The organism is Bacillus cereus group sp. BfR-BA-01379, assembly GCF_022663605.1.
GTDB lineage: Bacteria > Bacillota > Bacilli > Bacillales > Bacillaceae_G > Bacillus_A > Bacillus_A mobilis.
This window is the reverse complement of the sequence record NZ_JAKUFT010000001.1, coordinates 163,664-185,655: the sequence shown is the minus strand read 5'-3', so window position 1 is coordinate 185,655 and position 21,992 is coordinate 163,664. Positions and strand designations below refer to the sequence as shown.

Below are 21,992 nucleotides of genomic sequence, written 5' to 3'. Positions count from 1 at the left end.
GTCGGAATGTGCGCTTACCGGGGAAATAATAGAATAGTCAGAAAAAATTCCGGAAGGTGGACTATGTGAAGTATATTGAAATTGGCATCGGAAATAGGTGGTTCGTTCGAACAGAAACAGAAAATAAAGATGGAACTGAATTTGAGGAACGAGGAATTATAAAACCAATTTATTTTGAATTTTTATATGTACGAATTTGGTTTCGGAAAACGTGTTTTATTTTTGATACGAAAGAAGGGTTTAAGAAAGTAAGAAAGGGTAGAGATGAGTATAAGTTTATTGTTGGAATTGTAAGTAGGTTAAAACAATAGAATTAAATAGGGGGTGTTTTTATGATTAGAATTACTACATTCATACTCGCTATTATTGTAATGGGCTATTCTATTTACAGTTGGAATGATGATTCGAAGCAAAGTATGCTTATTTTGCAATTATTATTAGGTTTTATGCTTGCTGGTATGGGGATACAGAATGTTAAGAAGGATGAAAAAGAGAATAGGAATATGGGACTGTTGCTTTTACTTACATCGCTAATTTGTATCATTTTATCGGTAATAAAATATTTAAAATAACCTGTTACTTAATTTGTTGAGTAACAGGTTATTTTTTTGAAGTTTGCTCATTAAAAATTTTAATTGCTGTTTGGTACATCTTTCTATCAATACAAAATCTTTCTGTTATCCAATAAGCAAGTTCAGAAGAGGTAAGGATATGTTCGCTTTTCTTACCTTGGAAATATCGCTTTAAAAGATTATCATTAATAGAAGTTGGAATGCCATCGATATAACCGAAAATTTGAATTTTATTTAACACAGGAGAAGCCCGCCAATTATTAGACTTTGTAATGAGTTCTTTCATACTTAATAATTGTACTGGCTCTGTATTTAGAATTTTTGCTGGACCTGGATCTCTAGTAATATTAATACTATTATTTGAGACTTCATAAGTAAAAGTTTCTCTTACATTACTTACTTGAAATGATTCAAAAAGTGGATAAGCTTGGAATAAAGGTGCACAGTAACCAACATCAACATAATATGGTTGCTCTAAGTTAACTCGTAAGCATAAATGTCCAGGATCCATATACATATAATGAACATCAAATCCAAGATTTGATAATAACCAATGGAATCCAATCGAGTGTGTCCAACAAGTACCGCCCAAACCTTTTGTTGTAATGCGGTTTATGTATGTCTCGATGGAAGGAAAATAATCACCTGTTTTATTACCTTTTTCCCAGTCAATTATTTTAGTAAGAGTTTCCCACTTTACTTTTTCTTGATGAGCTTTAATAAGCTCATTTAAAAATTTTAAGCTAGTAGGCTGCTCTGTAGTACCTAATAATGATAGAAAGCTATTTATCAGTTGTTCTTGAGACATATTCTTATCCTTTCAATATAGACATCGTTAATGGGACCACCTTTAGCGTTACCATACCCAGATAAAATATTTTTATAGAGGTAAAATAGCACACCTTATTTATTGAAGGTGTGCTATTTATATAACCCCGTCGTATACATTTTCGTCAATGTATGTACTATCTCTTCTAACTCTAATTTTCTATCATTTTTCACAATCGTCCAAAGAAACATCTCATTCATCGCGAACCAAGCACGTGCTACAATTTCTTTATTTAATTCAGGCTGTGCTAATGCACTTTCTTGAGAGTACGTAATATCCTGCGTAATATTGTTTATAAAGCGTTCCCGAATCTCGTCCCATTTTTGACGTATCTCTTTTGATAATCCAATCGCTTCTTGTACAACTTGCAAAATAGCTCGTTCTTTCTTTGCTAGTTGTAGAAATGCTCTAACTTGATTTTGAATCATTTTATGTGCTTCTTCTTTCGTTTGAGGCGAAAAGGAACGCTCGGCAATATCATAAAATTGATTCATGACATCTTCTATTAAAACGATGAGGAGGTCGTCTTTGTTTTTAAAGTATACATATGCGGTTCCATAACCAGTTTCTGCATGTTTAATAATTTGTGTAATTGTCGTTTTTTGAAATCCGTTATGTATAAAAATCGTGTAGCCAGCGTGTAATAGTTTCTTCTTTGTTTCTAAGGAGCGGTGTTTTCTTGATGAAAGAGTATTGTTTTTCAAAGAATCACCTCTTTATACTGAAATATCTGAAAATATAACTGTATTGTAAAAGAAATGCATATATAAAGTCAACTGACATAATATCATTGACGTTATATCAACTAAGGTGATATATTTCAATTAGTTAGAATAAAAAGAAAATTAAAAGAAGGTGACACCATGTATAAAGAACCATTTCAACCAGCTTATGAATATGCGCTTGAATGTGATAAACATGATGAACTGAAAGATTTTCAAACTGAATTCTATAAAAAAGAAGGAACAATATATTTAGATGGAAACTCATTAGGACTACTTTCAAAAAGAGCAGAAAAATCGTTACTTACGTTACTAGATTCATGGAAGGAGTATGGTATTGACGGTTGGACAGAGGGTGAGCATCCGTGGTTTTTCCTTTCGGAGAAATTAGGTGAATTGACAGCACCTCTTATTGGAGCTTTACCGGAAGAAACAATTGTAACCGGTTCCACAACGACGAACATTCATCAAGTAATCGCGACATTTTATGAGCCAAAAGGAATACGTACAAAAATTCTTGCTGATGAATTAACATTCCCGTCAGATATATATGCACTTCAAAGTCAAATTCGTTTAAAAGGATTAGATCCAGATGAGCATTTAGTACGAGTGAAGAGCCGTGATGGTAGAACACTTTCTGAAGATGATATTATTCACGCAATGACAGATGATATCGCGTTAATTTTATTACCTTCTGTACTATATAGAAGTGGCCAAATTCTTGATATGAAACGTTTAACAGCGGAAGCACATAAACGTGGTATTCATATCGGATTCGATTTATGTCATTCAATCGGTTCTATTCCGCATTATTTCAAAGAATGGGATGTTGATTTCGCAATTTGGTGTAATTATAAATATTTAAATGCAGGACCTGGTGGTGTTGCGGGCCTTTATGTAAATAAAAAGCATTTTAATAGACTTCCTGGATTATCAGGGTGGTTTAGTTCTAGAAAAGATAAGCAGTTTGATATGGAACATACATTAACAGCTGCTGATCATGCAGGTGCTTATCAAATTGGTACACCGCACGTATTAAGTACTGCACCGTTAATCGGTTCTCTTGAAATCTTTAAAGATGCTGGAATAGAACGTTTACGTGAAAAATCGCTACATATAACAAGATACATGCTTAATTTAATTGATCATGAATTAAAAGATTTTGGGTTCACAATTGGCAATCCATTAGAGAATGAAAAACGAGGCGGACACATTTATTTAGAGCATGCTGAAGCAGCACGCATTTGTAAAGCGTTAAAAGCTAATGGAGTTATTCCTGATTTCCGTGCACCTAATGGAGTAAGACTTGCACCGGTCGCTTTATATAATACATACGAAGAAGTGTGGCATTCTGTTCAAATTTTAAAGAAAATCATGAAAGATGAAGAATATAAGCAGTTTGAAAATAAGCGAGAGGTTGTGGCATAAGCATGAAAAATTCAGTGTGGATTGATATTTCACAACCTCTAAATAATGATATTGCCACTTGGCCAGGAGATACACCGTTCTCGTATGAAGTTTCATGGTCAAAAGAAGAGAGTGGGTCAGTAAATGTCGGAAAGTTATCGATGAGTATTCATACAGGTACTCATATTGACGCACCGTTTCATTTTGATAATGATGGAAAAAAAGTAATAGATTTAGACGTTCAAGTTTATGTCGGTCCAGCGCGCATCATAGATGTTTCTAATCTAGAAAGCATTGGGAAAAAGGAATTAGAAAGCTTTCATTTAGAAGGCGTAGAAAGATTGTTGTTACGTACATCTTCACATGGTAAAGCGAATGAATTTCCAGATGTAATCCCGCATTTACGTGCTGATATCGCACCATTTCTTTCTGAAAAGGGAATTCGTTTAATTGGGGTAGATGTACCTTCAGTAGATCCATTAGATGATAAAGAATTAGCAGCGCATCATCAATTGTTTAGACATGGCATACACATTTTAGAAAATGTCGTACTAGATCATGTAGCAGACGGCGATTATGAATTAATCGCATTACCACTTGCCTTAACAGATGCAGATGGAAGTCCAGTTCGAGCAGTTATTAGACCAATATAAGTAGAATTATTTAAAAGGGGCGTTTGGCTAATATGAAAGAAAATGAAAAGGTAATTATGGAAAAAGGAATTCATACGGACTTTAAAGAGAATATGACGTACGGGGAGTATTTACAATTAGATAGTTTACTATCTTCTCAAAAGAGATTATCAGATCATCATGATGAAATGTTATTCATCGTGATTCACCAAGCAAGCGAGCTTTGGATGAAATTAATTTTACATGAGTTAAATGCAGCAATCGAATCTATTAAAAATGATAAATTACAACCAGCTTTTAAAATGTTAGCACGTGTATCAAAAATTCAGTCGCAAATTATTCAATCTTGGGATATTCTTGCGACATTAACACCATCAGAATACATTGAGTTTCGTGATTCACTCGGTCAAGCTTCAGGTTTTCAATCGTATCAATATCGTATGATTGAGTATGCGCTTGGCTATAAAACGCCGCATGCATTAAAAATTTATGAAAAAGATCCAGAATTACACGCTCGCCTTCATACAGCGCTACATGCACCAAGTTTGTATGATGTGGCAATTCAAGCACTTGTAAAAGAAGGATTCCCTATTCATAAGGATGTGTTAAATCGTGATATTACGCAGCCTTATGAAGAAGATGCAACAGTAGAAGCAGCATGGATAGAAGTGTATGCAGATGTGAAGAAATATTGGGATTTATATCAGCTTGCTGAAAAATTAATTGATATCGAAGACTGGTTACAACAATGGCGTTTCCGTCATATGAAAACGGTAGAACGCATTATCGGACATAAAATGGGAACAGGTGGATCTTCTGGTGTATCTTATTTGAAAAGGGTACTTGATCAATGTTTCTTCCCAGAGCTTTGGAATGTTCGCACGAAATTATAAAAAACAAACCTGTCAGTTCATTACTGGCAGGTTTGTTTTTTATTTGAACGGAATTATGTTTTAATGAAAGTTACAAGATATAATAAATTAGGTAATGAATTAATTGGAGGTAAAGTTTTGGATTTCAAGCAACTAGAAAATAAATTTGAAAAGAAAAAAGTAAATATATTTCTCGTTTATCAAAAAGGTGAGTTAACAACTGAGTATTATAAAACGTTAGAGTGTGAAAATAATCTATTTAAAATAAATTCGATTACAAAAAGCATTGTATCTATATTAATTGGTATTGCAATCGATAAAGGCTATATAAATGATATACATACACCGATTACAAAATGGATTCCAAATATACCAGAAGAAAAAAACGAATTAACAATTTATCATCTATTAACGATGACTACAGGTGAAGATTGGAAAGAGTTCGGAAATGGAGTAGTGTTCCCAAATGATTTTGTAGAATCAGAAAACTGGGTGCAATACATATTAGAAAAACCAATAATTGAAGAACCCGCTACAAAAATGAATTATAACTCAGGGTCTTCGCATTTGCTTAGTTATATCATTCAAGAAGCTACTGGAATGTCGACAGAACAATTTGCAAAAAGATATTTATTTGATCCGTTAGAAATTACCGAATATGAGTGGCAGCAAGATCCTCAAAGCATATATGTTGGTGGATTTGGTATGAAAATGAAATCTAAAGATTTATTAAAACTCGGATTATTATGTTTGCAGAATGGATATTGGCAGGGAAATGAAATTGTATCCTCGAAATGGTTAGAAGAATCAAGTACACCTCTATTTGAAACGTATGAACATGTCGGGGCATATGGATATCACTGGTGGGTATTGAATAACGAAAGATTTCACATACCGTATTGCATGTATTTTGCTATGGGATACGGCGGACAATACATCATTATCATACCTCAATTAGAGCTTGTTGCTGTAATAAGTAGTCATATGCCAAAACGTGGACTCGTTCCATTGAAATTATTTATTGAACATGTACAAGAGAAGGATAAGTTGATATAAGAAGAGGAGAGAATGTATGAGAAGTGTAAAAACATTATCTTTATTTAGACTATGTTTAAGTCTTCTAGCATGTAGCGCCATTATTACGCAATTTATAATAAGGGCACAAGTGAAACCGTTCAATCCAGTTAATTTTTTTAGTTTTTTCACGATTGAAAGTAACATCTTAGTAGCAGTTATTCTCCTTCTTAGTAGTATAGGAACTGCTACATTTGGTCGATCAGAACAGTTTGGTATACTTCGTGGTGCAGCAACTGTATATATACTTACGACAGGACTCATTTATTTTTTACTATTAAGAGGATTAGAAGAATCACTTCAAACCGCAATACCATGGGTAAATACAGTGCTACATTATATCATGCCAATTGCCATGCTTTTAGATTGGATTTTAAATCCACCAAGTAAGAAGATTACTTGGAAACAAGCTGCAAGTTGGCTCTTATTCCCGTTTTTTTACGTTGTATATAGCTTAATTCGTGGTTCAATCGTAGATTGGTATCCATATCCTTTTTTAGATCCGAGAATAGGGGGATATGGTAGAGTGCTTTTATACAGTATAGGGATAGCAGTTGTAATTGGCGCTATTTGTATATTGGTAAGGTTTTTAGGGAATCGAAACTTTAGGAAAGAATTTTAAAAATGAAAGAAACCCCACTGTTCATATTTTTAACAGTGGGGTTTCTTTCATTTTATCTACTCGTCTTCTGAAACGACATTTTTATAAACTTATCCGTCTTCGTTTCAAACTCTACATCAACAAAAACACCATATTCTTTCCCATCCTCACGTAGCCACAATTTAAATTTTTCGATTGTTATTTGAACGGTTTTTGGTTTTCTACCTATATGAAGATAATCAATAATCTCAGCTTTTGGGTATTGTTCTTTCGTCTTTTCTACAGCAAGTTTACCCCATTTGGCATAAGGAGGCTGCGCATGAACAATTGATGGAACGGTATACATGTTTGAACATGTTGTTATGAACAGGATGACGAGTGCGATACGTTTTAACAATTTCTTCATAATAAACTCCTTTTATCTTTTTCTTTATTGTTTACATATTTTTTTAACGATATGAGTTTGGATTTTTTTGTCTTCTTTACATAAAAGCGAGTCTTTTACAAAACATAACCAAGAAATCATTTCTGTAATCAAGGAGGGAAAATTATGCGTCAAAAAGCTATTTTTAAAATAGCAATTTTACTTGCGTTCATCGGACTATCTTTGATGGTAAGTAGTATACAACTAAAAAATGTAGAAGCTTTTTCTAATCAAGTCATTCAAAGAGGAGCATCTGGTGAAGATGTCATTGAACTGCAATCTCGTTTGAAATATAACGGATTTTATACGGGAAAAGTGGATGGGGTTTTCGGATGGGGTACATACTGGGCACTTCGAAATTTTCAAGAGAAATTCGGATTACCTGTTGATGGTTTAGCTGGAGCTAAAACGAAGCAAATGCTTGTGAAGGCAACGAAGTATGACAAGTCGACTGCTAATAAAGGAACAACAACGAATAAAGGAAATAGTGGTGGTACTGCACAAGAAAATAAACCACCTCAAAATAAAGGGACAAATGTTCCAAATGGTTATTCTCAAAATGATATTCAGCTCATGGCAAACGCAGTATATGGAGAATCTCGTGGTGAGCCGTACTTAGGGCAAGTTGCAGTAGCTGCGGTTATTATAAACCGAGTTACAAGTGCATCATTTCCAAATACCGTTTCAGGAGTAATATTTGAACCAAGGGCCTTTACGGCGGTTGCGGATGGACAAATATATTTAACACCAAATGAAACAGCGAAAAAAGCTGTATTAGATGCACTAAATGGATGGGATCCAACAGGAAATGCATTGTATTATTTCAATCCAGATACAGCGACAAGTAAATGGATTTGGACTCGTCCACAAATTAAAAAGATCGGAAAACATATTTTCTGTAAATAGAGCGGAGGTGGAACTATGTTACGAGGTATTATAATCGTATTATTAACAGTCGGTGTAGTTGGAACGGGTTACTGGGGCTATAAAGAGCACCAAGAGAAGAATGCAGTATTAATTCGAGCGGAAAATAGCTATCAACGGGCGTTTCATGATTTAGCATATGAGGTTGATCTATTGCACGACAAAATTGGAACAACGCTTGCAATGAATTCACGTGCATCTTTATCACCTGCATTAGCAGATGTATGGAGATTAACATCTGAAGCGCGTTCGGATGTAGGACAACTTCCTTTAACATTAATGCCTTTTAATAAAACGGAAGAATTTTTAGCGAATATCGGTGATTTTAGTTATCGTGCAGCCATTCGTGATTTAGAAAAAGAGCCGTTAAATGATCAAGAATATAAAACGTTGGAAACTTTATATTCAAATGCGGGAAATATACAAGATGAATTACGAAAAGTACAACATCTAGTTTTGAAAAATAATTTACGCTGGATGGATGTTGAGATGGCACTCGCATCAAATCGTGATCCTGCAGACAATACAATTATTGACGGTTTAAAAACAGTAGAGAAAAACGTTACATCGTATTCATCTACAAACTTTGGACCTACCTTTACTAGTGCACAAAAAAATAAAAAAGGTGGATTTGAAGCGGAAGGGAAAGCGATTTCTAAAGATGAAGCAGCGAAAATTGCAAAATCGTTTTTGAACTTAAAAGGAAATGAAAAAGTAGATGTTGAGAAAAGTGGAAAAGGTGCGAAAGAATCTTTCTATAGTGTGAAAATAAAAGATCCAGCAACGAATAATGAGTTTTATATGGATATTACCGGAAAAGGCGGATATCCAATTTGGGTTATGAATAATCGTGAAATTAAAGAACAAAAAATTAGTTTAAATGATGCAGGAAGTAAAGGTTTGACATTTTTAAAGGACCATAAATTTAATAATATGGAGCTTTACGATAGTTCGCAATATGATAATGTTGGTGTATTTACGTATGTAGTAAATGAGAATGGTATACGAATCTATCCAGAAGCAATCCAAATGAAAATTGCTTTAGATGACGGTTCTATCGTTGGATTCTCCGCAAAAGAATATTTAGCATCACATCAAAAACGAACAGTTCCATCAGCAAAGCTAACGGCAGCAGAAGCAAGAAAGAAAATCAATCCAGATGTTAAAGTTATGGAAGAACGAAAAGCTGTCGTAGTAAATGATTTGCATAATGAAGTACTTTGCTATGAGTTTATAGGTACTTTAGGGAAAGACACGTACCAAATTTTCATTAATGCAAATAGCGGCGCAGAGGAAAAAGTGAAGAAAATGCAAGCTGTTGAAAAAATTTATGATTAAACTTTAATAGTAAAGTGGTGAGAATAATGAAGATTCTAATATATATGTTGATGCTTTGTTTTTTAATAACTGGATGCAGTATTGGAAAAAAGGACAATCCAAACGAAAAACCAGAGCAAAAAAATGTTTCGACGAAAAATGTTAATTACACGAACAAACCAAATAAGCCAAATGAAAAAGCAGCGGACCATTTAGCATCTTTAGCCGCAAGTGTGCCAGGTGTGAATGATGCAACTGCGGTAGTGTTCGGCAAATATGCAATTGTAGGTATTGATGTAAAAGCGAAACTTGATCGAACTCGCGTTGAGTCCATTAAATACTCCGTTGCAGAAAGTTTGAAAAACGATCCTGATGGTGCTAATGCAGTCGTTGTAGCAGATGTTGATACGTATGAACGACTGAAACAAATTGGAAAGCAAATTAAAAAAGGAAAAACAGGTGAAGGTATACTTGATGAGTTAGCTGCAATCGTTGGCCGTGTAATGCCACAAGTTCCAAATGACATGATTGAAAATCGAGAAACGAATCCAATTAAAGATAATGATAAACAATTACCAAAAGATGAAGAACAAGAACTAAGAAAAGAACAGAATGACCAATCAAATAATCATTTGAATAAATAAATTTAACCCCGTACTTAATTGTACGGGGATTTTTCATTATAATATTTAATATTCAGTTTATTTTTAAGGGAATATATGGTTTAATTATGATGGGAGGGACAACTGTTATGATGAAAAAAAGCGCATTAATAGTCTGTAGTTTATGCTTAGGTTTCAGTATGACAGCGTGTGAACAGAAGAAAGAAGTGAAAAAACAAACAGCGACTTCTTCTACTGTGATGGAAAGGCAGCAGAAAGATTCTATCAATTTAAATCATTTCTCGAACATAAATGAAGGAATGACTTATACAGAAGTGAAAGATTTAATTGGTTTTGATGGTAATTTACTTATAGAAGAAGGTGTAGAAGATTCTACACAAATTAAACAAATTTTTTCTTGGAAGGGAAGCGATCCAACTTCATTAGTTGAAATTACTTTTTTAGATGGAAAAGTAATTTCAAAAGCGCAGCAAGGTTTAAGTTAATAAGTTGAAAATGGGAGAGTTTCGCATGAACATACATACAGGGGAAATTCAATTAGTTCCGTATAAGGAGAAATATAAGGAAGTTATACAAACATTTACTTTACCAAGTGAACAAGTTCAATTCACATCAGATCCAGGTGAATTATTGGAGAAAGCAAAAAGTGATCGAACAAAAAATGTGATTGTTATTTTAGATTACAATGGGGTACCTGTCGGTCTTTTCGCATTGCAAACAGGAGATAGAGTACAGGAGTTCACAGACAATCAAGATGCTTTACTTTTAACATCATTTTCTATAAATCACAATAGACAAAGAAAAGGATATGCCAAAAAGTCATTGGCACTATTACAAGAGTTTGTAAAACGTTATTTCCCGATAAAAAATGAGGTTGTACTTGCTGTAAATGAAAAAAATATTCCTGCACAAAATTTATATGAAAAAGTTGGTTTCCAAGATAAAGGCTTTAGAAGAATGGGACCAATTGGTCAACAAATTATAATGCATTTACCTATCATAAAATAATGAGAAGAAAACTTACTCTTGCATAATAAAGTAGTAAGTTTTTTTATTTAGACCGATAAGAGAATATATATTAAAAGGCTTTATTTAGGAGTAAAGAAATTATAGCTAGATACATAAAAAAATAAAGATACTTGAAAAACATTAAATTTAGTTAGTTCTACAATTATTAAATAATACTTTTTTGGGGTGCAACTTTATGGAAATCATTCAATTACTAAAGAAGGATGACTTATTTAATAGGGCAATAGATGTTTTTTGGAAAGAATGGGGTGAGGAAGGTGGGCGTGCATTTTATGAAGATTGTATGATTCATGCTTTAACTGATCCAAATGACATACCGAGTTTTTACATTGCAAAAGTAGATGATAAAATTATCGGAACATATGCATTAATTCGCAATGATTTAAATAGTCGTCAAGATTTGAGCCCGTGGCTAGCATGTTTGTTTGTAGATGAAAAATTTAGGGGTAACTCTATTGGTGAAAAATTGTTGAATCATGGACTGCTAGAAGCTGCAAAAAGAGGGTACCATTTTCTTTATCTTACTTCAGATCTTAACGGCTATTATGAAAAATATGGATGGGATAAAATTGGAGTTGCTTATGGTCCTAGTGGAGGATGCATACCTTTGTTTAAAAAGTCAACGGCTCTATAACGAAAGCATTTTTTATTCAACAAACGGATGCTTTCGTTTGTTGAATAAAATTTAACCGCTATAAGAACCTCATTATAATAAAATGTAGTAAGGTTCTTAGGGTATTAAATATCTTTATATCAACTTTAAAACACATTTAAACGAGGAGAAACGATATGACAATTTATATTGCATTACTAAGAGGAATCAATGTAGGTGGGCATAAGGTAATCAAAATGGCGGATTTAAAACAAATGTTTGAATCCATAGGGTTAAAACAAGTAAAAACATATATTCAAAGCGGTAATATTATGTTCGAATCCGAAAAAGATATTGATTTTCTAAATAAACGAATACAATCGGAAATTAAAAACGTTTTTGGTTTTGATGTCCCAGTCATGTTAAGAACACGTGATGAATTTATAAATACGATAAAAAGGTGTCCTTATGAAGTCGATTCATTGCTTGAAGGGGAAAGTATACATGTTGCCTTCTTAGCAAATGAACTTTCTGAAAAAGAAAAGGATCAACTACTTATGCAAAAAAATGAAACTGAAGATTGTTATATACGTGAAAAAGTTGTGTATTTGTTATTCAAAAACAGCATTAGAAATTCTAAATTAATGAACCAGTTTCAGAAGCTTCATACACCAGCCACAATAAGGAATTGGCGGACTGTGAATACATTAAAAACGATAGTTGAGGATATGTAAATTTAAAAAGGTGAGATTTTCTGTATATAGAAAATCTCACCTTTTTATTTATATTGTTTTGCGACTATAAGTTCGACAATAGGATAAATAAAGAAAGAAGAACAAAGGGTGATAAAAAGAGGAAGATTCTTTATTTCATCGAGTAATAAGAATGCAAATCCTTCTGATGCTATTAAAATAAAAAACATAAGGCCTATTAGTACAAAATAAGCAATTTTAAAGCTTTTATATTTAATTTGTTGTCCCATTTCATCTTGGCTTTCTTCTGATACTCCGTGAGGATCTCCCCACGTAATATGATTGATGAGGTAGCCAATTAATATAGCGCTTGTGAAGATTGTTCCACCTAAAATCACACCTTCAGAAATGTATTTATAGGCTCCGTGTATAAGTATTCCAAGTAACGATAAAATGATTGTTAGTAAAATGAAATTTTTGCGATTCATATTAGAAATGACACCTCCTATTATGTAAAAAACTCTTTACATTCATAGTATAAAATTGGAAAAGTTTTATGTCAAATACTTTTTACATAAAGGGACAAAAATGTGATATTTTGTTTTTACGATAAACAAAAAATTACATTACATCTGAATGTAAAAGAATGGGCTCGCATATATTTGGAAGGGATGTCAGATTAATTTAGGGGGTAGTTATGTCTATTCTATTAAAAGCTGGTGCTGATGCAGGAAATAACGGTTTGAAGTTAATGGTGAAAGGGCAAGACCCTATTTTTATTCCGAGTATATATTCTTTATATATAGGAGAGCCTACAGGATTGTTAGATGAGGTAGATGTTTCATTATCTGAATTAGAAAATCACATTGACGTGACCATTAGTTCTCCATCGCTAATGTTAAATAACGTGCGGTATATTGTTGGAGAAAAAGTCATTCAAGATCAATTAAAAGGTACTGAGGTTGAGAAGAAATCGAATAAGTCAACTGATGAGTTAATGGTTATTACAATTCTATCGGGTTTAGCGGTAAGTGCTATGCGTCAAAGTCCAACTTCAAGTCATATTAATATTCGTTACGATTTATCTGTTGCTCTTCCTATGCAGCTTATTACACAAGAAATAGCTGCGGAAAATGCGAAACGTTATATGGGTAATCATAAAGTTGTGTTCCATTATCCAAACGGACGTGATGTTACGATTAATGTATCTATCGAGTTTTGTAAATGCCTACCTGAAGGTGCTTCCGGGACGTGGGGCATTGTATATGATGAAGAAGGAAATGTTGTGAAACATAAAATAGAATGTGAACAAAATCAAGTTTCAGAAATTGATTTTGTTGATAAAACACTATTATCTTTTGATATTGGTGCCGGAACGACAGAGGAAGTAGTTTCTCTAGGTGTTAACTTTAGACCACAATTAAGTAAGGGTTTATCATACGGTGTGAAAGAAACGTTGCTACAAATTATTACGAGATGGAACCGGAAATATCCAACAAAGACGATTGATAGCATTACAGAATTTAACCAAATTTATTTACATGAAAAGCACCCGCGAAATGCGTTATTAGTTGAAGAATCACAGCCGGCATTATTAGGTTTAGCAGCGCGTGTCGCAACGGATATCATAAATAAAATTGATGATATGAAAGATGATCCATACGTATTTATTTATGGCGGGGGCGCAGTAATTATTAAAAACAGTTTGAAAATGATTTTAAAGCAAAAAGGACGATTAACAAATGTAATTTTTGTAGATAATCCGTTATTTACAAATGCACGTGGATTATTAGTATACACTTGTTCACCAAAATATAGAGAGCATAAGCAAAAAGAGTTAGGGTTTACAAACTTAACGATAAGTTAGTTGGTGGAAGTATGCGATCTAGGCGATATAAACGTGGTGATCGGGTAAAAATCAATATTCATAAGTCGGTATCACCTGAAATGCTTGCATGGCTAAATAAACAATCGAACCCAACGAATTTCTTTTTCTTTGCAGCGCAGCAACTTTTTAAACAAGTAGGAGATATTGATGTGTCAAAAGCTATACCTAGTAGCCATGTTTTCTCATTATACGTAGAGCCATCTTCCATATTAAAAGTTGAAGTAAACCCTTTTAAAAACGTACCACTAGAAGCTAATAAATCCACCGAAAATATAAAAAAAAAATCATGGGAATCTGTTGATCAATTAGATTGTCCGTTTTTTTAAACATAGAAAAATATAAGAAGTGCCCATCACTATACATATGGATACAGTGATGGGCTTTTTTCATGTAACGAATAAAAGGGCACAAATTGTGGTGTGCCCCTTCTATACGTTATTCACCTATATTTTAGAAGTATGTTCAGTAACAGCATGAATTATGTCTTTCCAGTCATCAGGATGATTCTCATGTCCTGCGCCTTCGAGGGTTAATAGGACTGAGTTAGGAATTTCATCAATAAGTGCGAGAGCATGTTCGAAAGGGAGTGCTGTATCGTCTGTTCCGTGAATAACTAATGTAGGTGATTGTATGGAGTGAAGCACACCTTCATAAGCATCATCACCCTGGAGTAAAGCGTGATTAAACATACTTAATAAATTGTTAGCTCGTTCTATTTCTTGTATTACTTGTTTATAGACTCTGTTTTCATCAAATGTTCGTTTGGATCCACATAATAGGCGAGATCCGGAAACTAAATATTCTGCTACAACTTTATCATTGGTCCAATCTAAATGCGTGCCATTTGCATGATGTGTTAAAATTTTTTCATCCATCGGAGGTAAATCGCGCGTGTTATTGTCAGATCCTATTACACTTGTAGCTAATAATGTTAACGACAATATTCTTTCGGGATATTTTACAGCAGCAATTTGAGCTATCATGCCACCTAAAGACATACCAAATAGATGTGCTTGATCAATATGATAAACATCAAGGACTCCGATTGCATCTTCTGCCATATTTGTAACTGTATAATTGGAAGTACCAGGTTCATATGAAACAGATCGCCCTACATCACGGTTATCAAAACGAATAACAAATTTCCCTGTGTTAGCCAACTGTTCACAAAATTCTTCATCCCAATAAACCATTGAGCACGTAGCACCCATAATTAATAAAACAGCTGGGTTTTTAGGGTTTCCAAAGCTTTCTGTACATATATCAATCCCGTTTATTTTAAATATCTTTTCAGTCATAAAGTTATCCCCATTTCTTTTGAATGTAATTAAAAATACAGTTTTGAATGATTCTAAGGTGTGTGTAAGATTCATTTTGGAATTCATAATCTTTCTTACGTAATTACCTCCAAAAATAAGTTTATGATAATTCAAGGCAAAAAATTTTGAGAAATATTTGTAAGTAATTAAAATAAACAGCAAGGAGGAATGGAAATGAAAGCAATTGTTATAGATCAATATGGTAGTGTTGAAGAATTAAAAGAAAGACAAGTTTTAAAACCGGATGTTAAAGATAACGAGGTATTAATACGTATTCTCGCAACATCTATTAATCCTGTTGATTGGAAAATAAGAAAAGGGGACTTACAACAACAGTTACGATTTTTATTTCCAATCATTTTGGGGTTAGATGTAGCTGGAATTATTGAAGGAATTGGGGAAGAGGTAGAGTGTTTCAAAATAGGAGATAAGGTGTATACGAAACCTGAAAATATAGGACAGGGTTCTTATGCTGAATTCATCACAGTAAAATCGGATTTAGTATCCTATATGCCTACAAATCTAAGTTTCGAAGAGGCAGCTTCGATTCCTCTTGCAGGACTTACAGCGTGGCAAAGTCTTGTAGATTACGCAAAAATAAAAGAACATGACCGAGTACTTATTCATGCTGGAGCTGGCGGAGTTGGAAGTTTAGCTATCCAAATCGCAAAATCATTTGGAGCTTTTGTTGCGACAACTGCAAGTAGTAAGAATGAAGAGTTTTTAAAGTCTTTAGGAGCGGATCTTATTATTGATTATAAAAAAGATAAATTTGAAGAACTATTATCAGATTTTGATATTGTGTTAGATACAATAGGTGGAGAAGTACAAGAAAAAAGTTTTCAAATTATAAAACCTGGTGGTGTGTTAGTTTCGATTGTTCATGAGCCAATTCAAAAAGTAAAAGGGATAAAATCAGGTTTTTTATGGTTAAAACCAAATGGAAAGCAACTAGAAGAATTATCAGATTTAATTGTACATGGAAAAATAAAACCAATCATAAGTAAAGTTGTTCCGTTTAATGAAGCAGGGGTTAGAGAAGCTCATATTTTGAGTGAAGGTCAACATGTTAGAGGTAAGATTGTAATGAAAGTCGGAGGATAATGTTTGAACCACAAAAAAACTCAGAAACAAATACTATCCCAAAAGTCACATTTTCATTTTGGGATAGTATTTCTTATTGGACATGTAATGTTATCTCTATCATATACATTTTCGTATTGTATCATGTAATCTCTCTAAACCAATTAACATATCTTTTTCATTTAACATAGAATAGCTAATTCTTAGTTGGTGATTATTTATTTCGGGATTTAATAGACAAGCTGTTCCTGGTAAAAAAGAGACATCTACTTCATTTGCTATTTGTAATAAGCTAAAGGGATCCATCGAGTCAGGAAGTGTAATCCATAAATTAAATCCACCATTTGGTATTTCAAATCTTATTTCTGTAAGTCGTGATAACATATCAATCGTTATATCACGTCTAATTTGTAAAGCGGTACGTAATTTTTCTAAATGGTTTTTCATACGTTCTGCACGCAGGAAAGATAGAAGTGCTTTTTGTGTTAATAAAGGACTACCGATATCCATTGAACCTTTTACAGCATATAACCATTCGAAAATAGGTCCATCAGCAATAAGCGAGGCGATACGCAGTCCAGGTGCTAACGTTTTACTAAATCCTTTTATATATATTACGTGGCCATTCGTATCAAAATTTTTGATAGGAGGGGGAACAGTCGCACCCTCAAAATATATTTCTCCGAAAGAATCATCTTCAATTATAAAAAACTTATATAGCTCTGCTAGTTCTATAAGTTCCATTCTCCGTTCTTTACTCATTACTGTACCTGTTGGGTTCTGAAAAGTCGGATTTGTATACAATAATACGGGATTTTTACTTTGACAAATATCATCGACTAAATCGGCTCGAATTCCATGATTATCAAGAGAAATTGGAATGATTTGAGCGCCTTTATTGATAAAAATATCAAGTGCGGCACTGTAACACGGACTTTCCACTAATACAATATCACCAGGTTTTAATAATGTTTGAGCAATTAAATCAATTCCTTGTTGAGCGCCGCTTGTAATTAATAATTGAGATGGGTCTGTCAGTAATTGCTGGTGTTCATTTAAGTAACTTGCTATTTCAACTCGCAGTTCATAATCGCCTTGAACTGGCCCATACGTTGCTAGGATCATCTGGTCTTTATCTAGTATTTTATGCATTTCATCGGCTAAGAATGGATTTGGTAATAAGCGAGGATATAAAATTGCTTGTGAAAAATCGTAATATTTCCGGTGCTGATTCATTGCATATTGAGATCGCATAACATTAATCGTTTTCGTTTGTTGCCATGTATACGGAATTGGTTTGAAATCTTTCTTTCCATTCTTATGTATATAAGCACCTTTTCCTTGCTCAATGCGTATATATCCTTTCTTTTCTAACTGCTTATATGCTTTACGAACTGTTAATAGGCTAATCTGCAAATCTTCGGCCATAGAGCGTAAAGACGGAAGTGCATCACCATGTGAAAGCATGCCACTTTGTATTCTTTCAACGATTTGCATATATATTTGCTTGTAATACGGTATGTTGGATTCTTTACGAAGGACAATCTTCATAGTTTCACCTTTTTCGTTTTTATTTCATTAAAGCGAAAAATATAGAGAGAATCAACTACAATTTTAGGTAACTGTTATATACATAGATACACTGTTATACACCATACCTTCTATACTCATGGTAAGAGTGAAAAGGAGGAAGAAAAATGGTTATTTTCAATTATATTTTAGTATGTATTATTTTCGGAACAACATTTTTAACGATAAAAATCGGAATTGAAGCAGGAGCACCTCCATTATTTTCAGCAGGCATTCGTTTCTTTTTAGCAGGAGTAATTTTGATGATTATATTTAAGTTAAAAAGGAAAGAAATTATGCCACATGTATTTTCGAAACGTATTATGTATGCTGGTTTTTGTTTAACATTTATGACATTCGCATCACTGTACTGGGCAGAACAATTTATTTCTTCGGGATTAGCTGCTGTACTTTCTGCAACAGGACCGATGATGATTTTGTTTTTACAGGCAAGGAGAAATAAGACGAAATTACAAAAGGAGCAACTACTAGCTTTAATTATTGCACTAATAGGTGTTGTTTTTGTTTCTTTACCAGGAATGCACCAAGAAGTAAGTTTCATATGGAGTATTGCTTGTGTTGTTTTAATAATAGGAGAGTTATTTTACGGAATAGGCTCTATTCGCTCAAAAGAAATACTTTCGGATTTACAAAGTGTATCACCATTTCTCATAAATGGTATTCAAATGTTTTATGGAGGAGTTTTACTATTAATCGTGTCTGCCGTAGTAGAACAACCGAATGTATCTGTATTAGCCTCATGGAGTGTACAGTGGCCTATTTTATATCTTATTTTTATCGGATCAATTGGTGGGCATGGATTATATTATTGGCTCTTATCAAAAACAAATCCTGTATTCCCGTCAACGTGGTTATATGTATCGCCGTTAATCGCTATTATAGTAGGCTATATCATATTAGGAGAACCTTTAAACCCTACAATGGGGATAGGTGCTTGTTTTATTTTGGCTGGTGTATTTTTAGCTAATCGATCCACACTCCGGACTTATTTCAAACAAGGGAGATTATTTGAGAAGGAAATGTAGTAGAATCAAAAACACAGTTGGAAAAATAACCAACTGTGTTTTTTTACTTAATTTACTTTTTTTATAAATCCTTTATAATGACGTTTCACAAGCTGACTTTCTAATGTCTTCATTGTTTCAAGTGCTACACCGACGATGATAAGTAAGCTTGTACCACCAATTTGTGCAGAAGGTGGTAACGTAGCAATTTTTGTGAATACGAGCGGTAAAATGGAAATGGCACCTAAGAAAATCGCACCAATAAATGTTAAACGGTATAAAATTTTCGTTACATATTGTTCTGTTGATTTACCAGGACGAATACCAGGCACATATCCATTTTGCTTTTTCAAATTCTCAGCCATTTGTTCAGGATTTACTTGAATAAATGCGTAGAAGTATGTGAAAGCAACGATAAGACCGACATAAAGTGTCATTCCAAATGGATGTGCAAAATCAAGATTTGCAACTATCCATTTTGAGACGCTTGAATCAGGGAAGAGCTGCGCAATTGTACGCGGCGTCATTAAAAATGCAGAAGCAAAGATTACTGGAATTACACCAGCACTATTTACTTTAAGAGGTAAATGAGTGTTTTTTGCTCCTTGATATTGATTGTTTCCTGAAACAGCTTTTGCATATTGAATCGGTATTTTACGCACGGCTTGTTGTATGTAAATAACGCCAACAACTATCGCTAAAATTACGAGACCAATTAAGACCATCTTTATGATGTGCATGAATAATTGATCGCCTGCATTTTGAAATTGTTGCAAATAAATTTGGTTCGCAACATTTGGAATCGCTGCTACAAGTCCTGCGAAGATAATCATCGAAATACCATTACCTACTCCATTAGCGGTAATTTGTTCACCTAACCAAAGTAAAAATGCAGTACCTGCAGTTAAAACTGTCGCAATAAATAAGTATGTAGTCCAGCTTTGATCTGTTATTAATTGTCCGCCTGCTATATTATTAAAACCATAAGACATCCCAATGGCTTGTATGAATGCGAGAATGATTGTAAAGTATCGAGTGAATTGAGCTGATTTCTTACGGCCCATCTCACCTTGCTTTGCCCATTCCGAAAATTTAGGTATAACATCCATTTGTAGTAATTGTACTATGATGGAAGCTGTAATATAAGGTGTAATACCTACAGCGAAGATTGAGAAGTGTTGCAGTGCTCCTCCGCCAAATACGTTTAGCATACCTAAAACGTTAGCTTGATCTTGTACTTTTAATACCTCTGCGTTAGTATGAGGAACTGGAATAAACGTGCCAATTCGAAAAACAATTAGCATCGCTAATGTAAAAAGAATTTTGTTTCTTATCTCAGCTACTCTCATGAAATTTGAAATCGTACGAAACATTTTGTCGCCTCCTATATTTTTATCAGTTTAAAACTGATTATTATATCCCGATGAAGTAACCACAAACCTCCTTCCGCATTAAATTCATTTGACAAATGGAATTTTATACATTTTGTAGTTTTCTCGGATATAAAAATATAAGGTGTTTTTTAGCGACCAATAAGCTTTTCGTAATCATTCAATACACATAATATATCGAATAAATTAACAAATGTACATACATACGCATGAAAAATGAATGAATAGGGGCATTTTTTACATTTATTTAATGCTAGATTGATAATTAGGAACGTTTTATGTATTTGTATTGAAAGGATTCCGTGGAAAGTATTATGGTGTAGCTGTAGCACATGATAACCTCAAGGAAATCTTCAAGGATGTTGAGAAAACTCATATATTTAGTCGTGAATTAGAGAAACTATTAAAGCAAGAAAAGATTTGATTGAAATAGTAGTGAAGGAAAACCTTTCTTCTATAGAGAATATTTCTAACGCAGGAATCTAAGTATATAGGCTCTAATGAAAGGAGAATTCACATGAACACATTTGTAAAGGACAAGTTTTATGAAAAGAGAAATCAATTATTTGAGGAAATTACTTTGTTAAGTGATGCTCAATTTAATAGAAAACCAAATAAGGATAAATGGAGTATAGCACAAGTTTGTCATCACTTAGTTTTATTAGATGAGAGAGTTATAACGGTTATTTCGTCAGGATTAAAAAAGATGGATAGTTTCCAAAATGAGCGTAAAGAAATTCATACTATTGTATTAGATAGATCGATAAAATTTATAGCACCAGAAATGATTGAACCAAGTATAGAACCATTTGAAGTGCTGCAAATGGTTGATTTGTTAAACGACTCTAGAAAAGAATTGATGCGTTTTCTGAGTTCAATAGAAGATGAATCTAAATTGGTAAAAAAATCAGTGATGCATCCAGCTCTTGGAGAACTATTTCTTGATCAGTGGATAGAATTAATCTATTTGCATGAACAGCGTCATATAGAACAAATCAAAGAGGTCAAATTGCTTTGTGAAGTTGAAAAGTAAAAATTATTATCTATTTATTGAGCGATTTAGGAGAGCATCAAGGGTTTGAGTGATAAAATACAAGTCTTGATTAAAATTACGATGAATTTAGTTGAAAGCAACCAATAAGCAGAAGAAAATACGAAACTAGCAGATCTTACTCTTGAATAGGAAACGAACATTCAAAAAAACTGAATCCGAATTGCTGTATAAGTGTAACCCCGTCTTAAATGAAGAACGGGGTTATTATTTTTGGAAGTAATCTCAGCATTTTCATTTAGAAGGAAATAAATTAGCAATGAAATCCGAAAATGTAACCAGCATTACACACTATATCTTTAAGTTATAATGATTTCCGGAAATGAGTTATATGTCCATAATTATACATCTACTGT

General features: G+C 33.5%; 26 protein-coding genes. 19 read left to right on the top strand and 7 right to left on the bottom strand.

Annotated elements, in window-relative coordinates; all coding sequences use genetic code 11:
• Positions 1-65: 65 nt before the first annotated feature.
• Together MR113_RS00945 and MR113_RS00940 are read left to right on the top strand one after the other, a co-directional pair.
• Positions 66-311: a DUF3977 family protein gene (locus tag MR113_RS00945; RefSeq protein WP_242250652.1), complete on the top strand. Its 246-nt coding sequence runs from the start codon at positions 66-68 to the stop codon at positions 309-311.
• Between the two features lie 21 nt (positions 312-332).
• On the top strand, positions 333-572 hold the full coding sequence (locus MR113_RS00940) for a DUF3953 domain-containing protein (protein ID WP_242250651.1): 240 nt from the start codon (positions 333-335) through the stop codon (positions 570-572).
• 28 nt (positions 573-600) lie between these two features.
• Here the strand turns inward: MR113_RS00940 and MR113_RS00935 are convergent, their stop codons facing one another.
• Both MR113_RS00935 and MR113_RS00930 read right to left on the bottom strand, forming a co-directional pair.
• Complete coding sequence (locus MR113_RS00935; RefSeq protein ID WP_132132382.1) at positions 601-1,380, bottom strand: arylamine N-acetyltransferase; 780 nt, start codon at positions 1,378-1,380, stop codon at positions 601-603.
• A 113-nt stretch (positions 1,381-1,493) separates the two neighbouring features.
• Positions 1,494-2,105 (bottom strand): TetR/AcrR family transcriptional regulator, encoded by a 612-nt coding sequence (locus MR113_RS00930; RefSeq protein ID WP_242250650.1) that lies wholly within the window; start codon positions 2,103-2,105, stop codon positions 1,494-1,496.
• Between the two features lie 159 nt (positions 2,106-2,264).
• Between MR113_RS00930 and kynU the strand changes: the two genes are divergently transcribed.
• From kynU to MR113_RS00905, 5 genes are all read left to right on the top strand, one after another.
• Entirely contained in the window at positions 2,265-3,551 is a 1,287-nt protein-coding gene (gene kynU / locus MR113_RS00925) for a kynureninase (protein ID WP_242250649.1), read from the top strand.
• 2 nt (positions 3,552-3,553) lie between these two features.
• Positions 3,554-4,183 carry an arylformamidase gene (kynB, locus tag MR113_RS00920; RefSeq protein ID WP_242250648.1) on the top strand — a complete coding sequence of 210 codons (630 nt, stop codon included), beginning with the start codon at positions 3,554-3,556 and terminating at the stop codon, positions 4,181-4,183.
• A gap of 32 nt (positions 4,184-4,215) precedes the next feature.
• Positions 4,216-5,055 carry a tryptophan 2,3-dioxygenase gene (kynA, locus tag MR113_RS00915; RefSeq protein ID WP_199694243.1) on the top strand — a complete coding sequence of 280 codons (840 nt, stop codon included), beginning with the start codon at positions 4,216-4,218 and terminating at the stop codon, positions 5,053-5,055.
• Between the two features lie 117 nt (positions 5,056-5,172).
• The gene (locus MR113_RS00910) at positions 5,173-6,090 is read left to right on the top strand and encodes a serine hydrolase domain-containing protein (protein ID WP_242250645.1); all 918 of its coding nucleotides are present in this window, start codon (positions 5,173-5,175) and stop codon (positions 6,088-6,090) included.
• A gap of 16 nt (positions 6,091-6,106) precedes the next feature.
• Complete coding sequence (locus tag MR113_RS00905; protein WP_242250641.1) at positions 6,107-6,730, top strand: Pr6Pr family membrane protein; 624 nt, start codon at positions 6,107-6,109, stop codon at positions 6,728-6,730.
• 52 nt (positions 6,731-6,782) lie between these two features.
• On the opposite strand, the gene MR113_RS00900 is transcribed toward MR113_RS00905, so the two are convergent.
• A complete protein-coding gene (locus tag MR113_RS00900; RefSeq protein WP_242250640.1) occupies positions 6,783-7,115 on the bottom strand; it encodes a DUF3889 domain-containing protein in 333 nt (110 codons plus the stop codon).
• A 144-nt stretch (positions 7,116-7,259) separates the two neighbouring features.
• Here MR113_RS00900 and sleB point away from each other — a divergent pair, with 144 nt between their 5' ends.
• The 7 genes from sleB (at position 7,260) to MR113_RS00865 (ending at position 12,352) form a co-directional block, all read left to right on the top strand.
• Positions 7,260-8,039, top strand: coding sequence for a spore cortex-lytic enzyme (gene sleB / locus MR113_RS00895; RefSeq protein ID WP_242250639.1), 780 nt, complete (start codon positions 7,260-7,262; stop codon positions 8,037-8,039).
• A 15-nt stretch (positions 8,040-8,054) separates the two neighbouring features.
• Positions 8,055-9,395: a germination protein YpeB gene (gene ypeB, locus MR113_RS00890; protein WP_097818025.1), complete on the top strand. Its 1,341-nt coding sequence runs from the start codon at positions 8,055-8,057 to the stop codon at positions 9,393-9,395.
• A 26-nt stretch (positions 9,396-9,421) separates the two neighbouring features.
• The gene (locus MR113_RS00885) at positions 9,422-10,018 is read left to right on the top strand and encodes a YhcN/YlaJ family sporulation lipoprotein (RefSeq protein WP_242250638.1); all 597 of its coding nucleotides are present in this window, start codon (positions 9,422-9,424) and stop codon (positions 10,016-10,018) included.
• A gap of 107 nt (positions 10,019-10,125) precedes the next feature.
• The gene (locus MR113_RS00880) at positions 10,126-10,482 is read left to right on the top strand and encodes a hypothetical protein (protein ID WP_242250636.1); all 357 of its coding nucleotides are present in this window, start codon (positions 10,126-10,128) and stop codon (positions 10,480-10,482) included.
• 25 nt (positions 10,483-10,507) lie between these two features.
• On the top strand, positions 10,508-11,005 hold the full coding sequence (locus tag MR113_RS00875) for a GNAT family N-acetyltransferase (RefSeq protein ID WP_001020879.1): 498 nt from the start codon (positions 10,508-10,510) through the stop codon (positions 11,003-11,005).
• A gap of 196 nt (positions 11,006-11,201) precedes the next feature.
• A complete protein-coding gene (locus MR113_RS00870; protein WP_242250635.1) occupies positions 11,202-11,660 on the top strand; it encodes a GNAT family N-acetyltransferase in 459 nt (152 codons plus the stop codon).
• 155 nt (positions 11,661-11,815) lie between these two features.
• Entirely contained in the window at positions 11,816-12,352 is a 537-nt protein-coding gene (locus tag MR113_RS00865; RefSeq protein ID WP_242250634.1) for a DUF1697 domain-containing protein, read from the top strand.
• A 44-nt stretch (positions 12,353-12,396) separates the two neighbouring features.
• Here the strand turns inward: MR113_RS00865 and MR113_RS00860 are convergent, their stop codons facing one another.
• The gene (locus MR113_RS00860; RefSeq protein WP_242250633.1) at positions 12,397-12,798 is read right to left on the bottom strand and encodes a hypothetical protein; all 402 of its coding nucleotides are present in this window, start codon (positions 12,796-12,798) and stop codon (positions 12,397-12,399) included.
• A gap of 209 nt (positions 12,799-13,007) precedes the next feature.
• Between MR113_RS00860 and MR113_RS00855 the strand changes: the two genes are divergently transcribed.
• Both MR113_RS00855 and MR113_RS00850 read left to right on the top strand, forming a co-directional pair.
• A complete protein-coding gene (locus MR113_RS00855; RefSeq protein ID WP_242239590.1) occupies positions 13,008-14,177 on the top strand; it encodes a ParM/StbA family protein in 1,170 nt (389 codons plus the stop codon).
• 11 nt (positions 14,178-14,188) lie between these two features.
• Positions 14,189-14,524, top strand: coding sequence for a hypothetical protein (locus MR113_RS00850; RefSeq protein WP_061679806.1), 336 nt, complete (start codon positions 14,189-14,191; stop codon positions 14,522-14,524).
• Positions 14,525-14,641: 117 nt separating this feature from the next.
• Here the strand turns inward: MR113_RS00850 and mle are convergent, their stop codons facing one another.
• On the bottom strand, positions 14,642-15,496 hold the full coding sequence (mle, locus tag MR113_RS00845; RefSeq protein WP_242250631.1) for a BCA family alpha/beta fold macrolide esterase: 855 nt from the start codon (positions 15,494-15,496) through the stop codon (positions 14,642-14,644).
• A gap of 195 nt (positions 15,497-15,691) precedes the next feature.
• On the opposite strand from mle, the gene MR113_RS00840 reads away from it, so the two are divergent.
• Complete coding sequence (locus tag MR113_RS00840; RefSeq protein WP_242250628.1) at positions 15,692-16,621, top strand: NADP-dependent oxidoreductase; 930 nt, start codon at positions 15,692-15,694, stop codon at positions 16,619-16,621.
• Positions 16,622-16,720: 99 nt separating this feature from the next.
• On the opposite strand, the gene pdxR is transcribed toward MR113_RS00840, so the two are convergent.
• Positions 16,721-18,151: a MocR-like pyridoxine biosynthesis transcription factor PdxR gene (gene pdxR / locus MR113_RS00835; RefSeq protein ID WP_242250627.1), complete on the bottom strand. Its 1,431-nt coding sequence runs from the start codon at positions 18,149-18,151 to the stop codon at positions 16,721-16,723.
• A 146-nt stretch (positions 18,152-18,297) separates the two neighbouring features.
• On the opposite strand from pdxR, the gene MR113_RS00830 reads away from it, so the two are divergent.
• On the top strand, positions 18,298-19,215 hold the full coding sequence (locus MR113_RS00830; RefSeq protein ID WP_242250626.1) for a DMT family transporter: 918 nt from the start codon (positions 18,298-18,300) through the stop codon (positions 19,213-19,215).
• Between the two features lie 47 nt (positions 19,216-19,262).
• Here the strand turns inward: MR113_RS00830 and secY are convergent, their stop codons facing one another.
• The gene (secY, locus tag MR113_RS00825) at positions 19,263-20,567 is read right to left on the bottom strand and encodes a preprotein translocase subunit SecY (RefSeq protein WP_000490104.1); all 1,305 of its coding nucleotides are present in this window, start codon (positions 20,565-20,567) and stop codon (positions 19,263-19,265) included.
• Between the two features lie 535 nt (positions 20,568-21,102).
• Here secY and MR113_RS00820 point away from each other — a divergent pair.
• Positions 21,103-21,618 (top strand): DinB family protein, encoded by a 516-nt coding sequence (locus MR113_RS00820; protein WP_242250625.1) that lies wholly within the window; start codon positions 21,103-21,105, stop codon positions 21,616-21,618.
• Positions 21,619-21,992 lie beyond the last annotated feature (374 nt).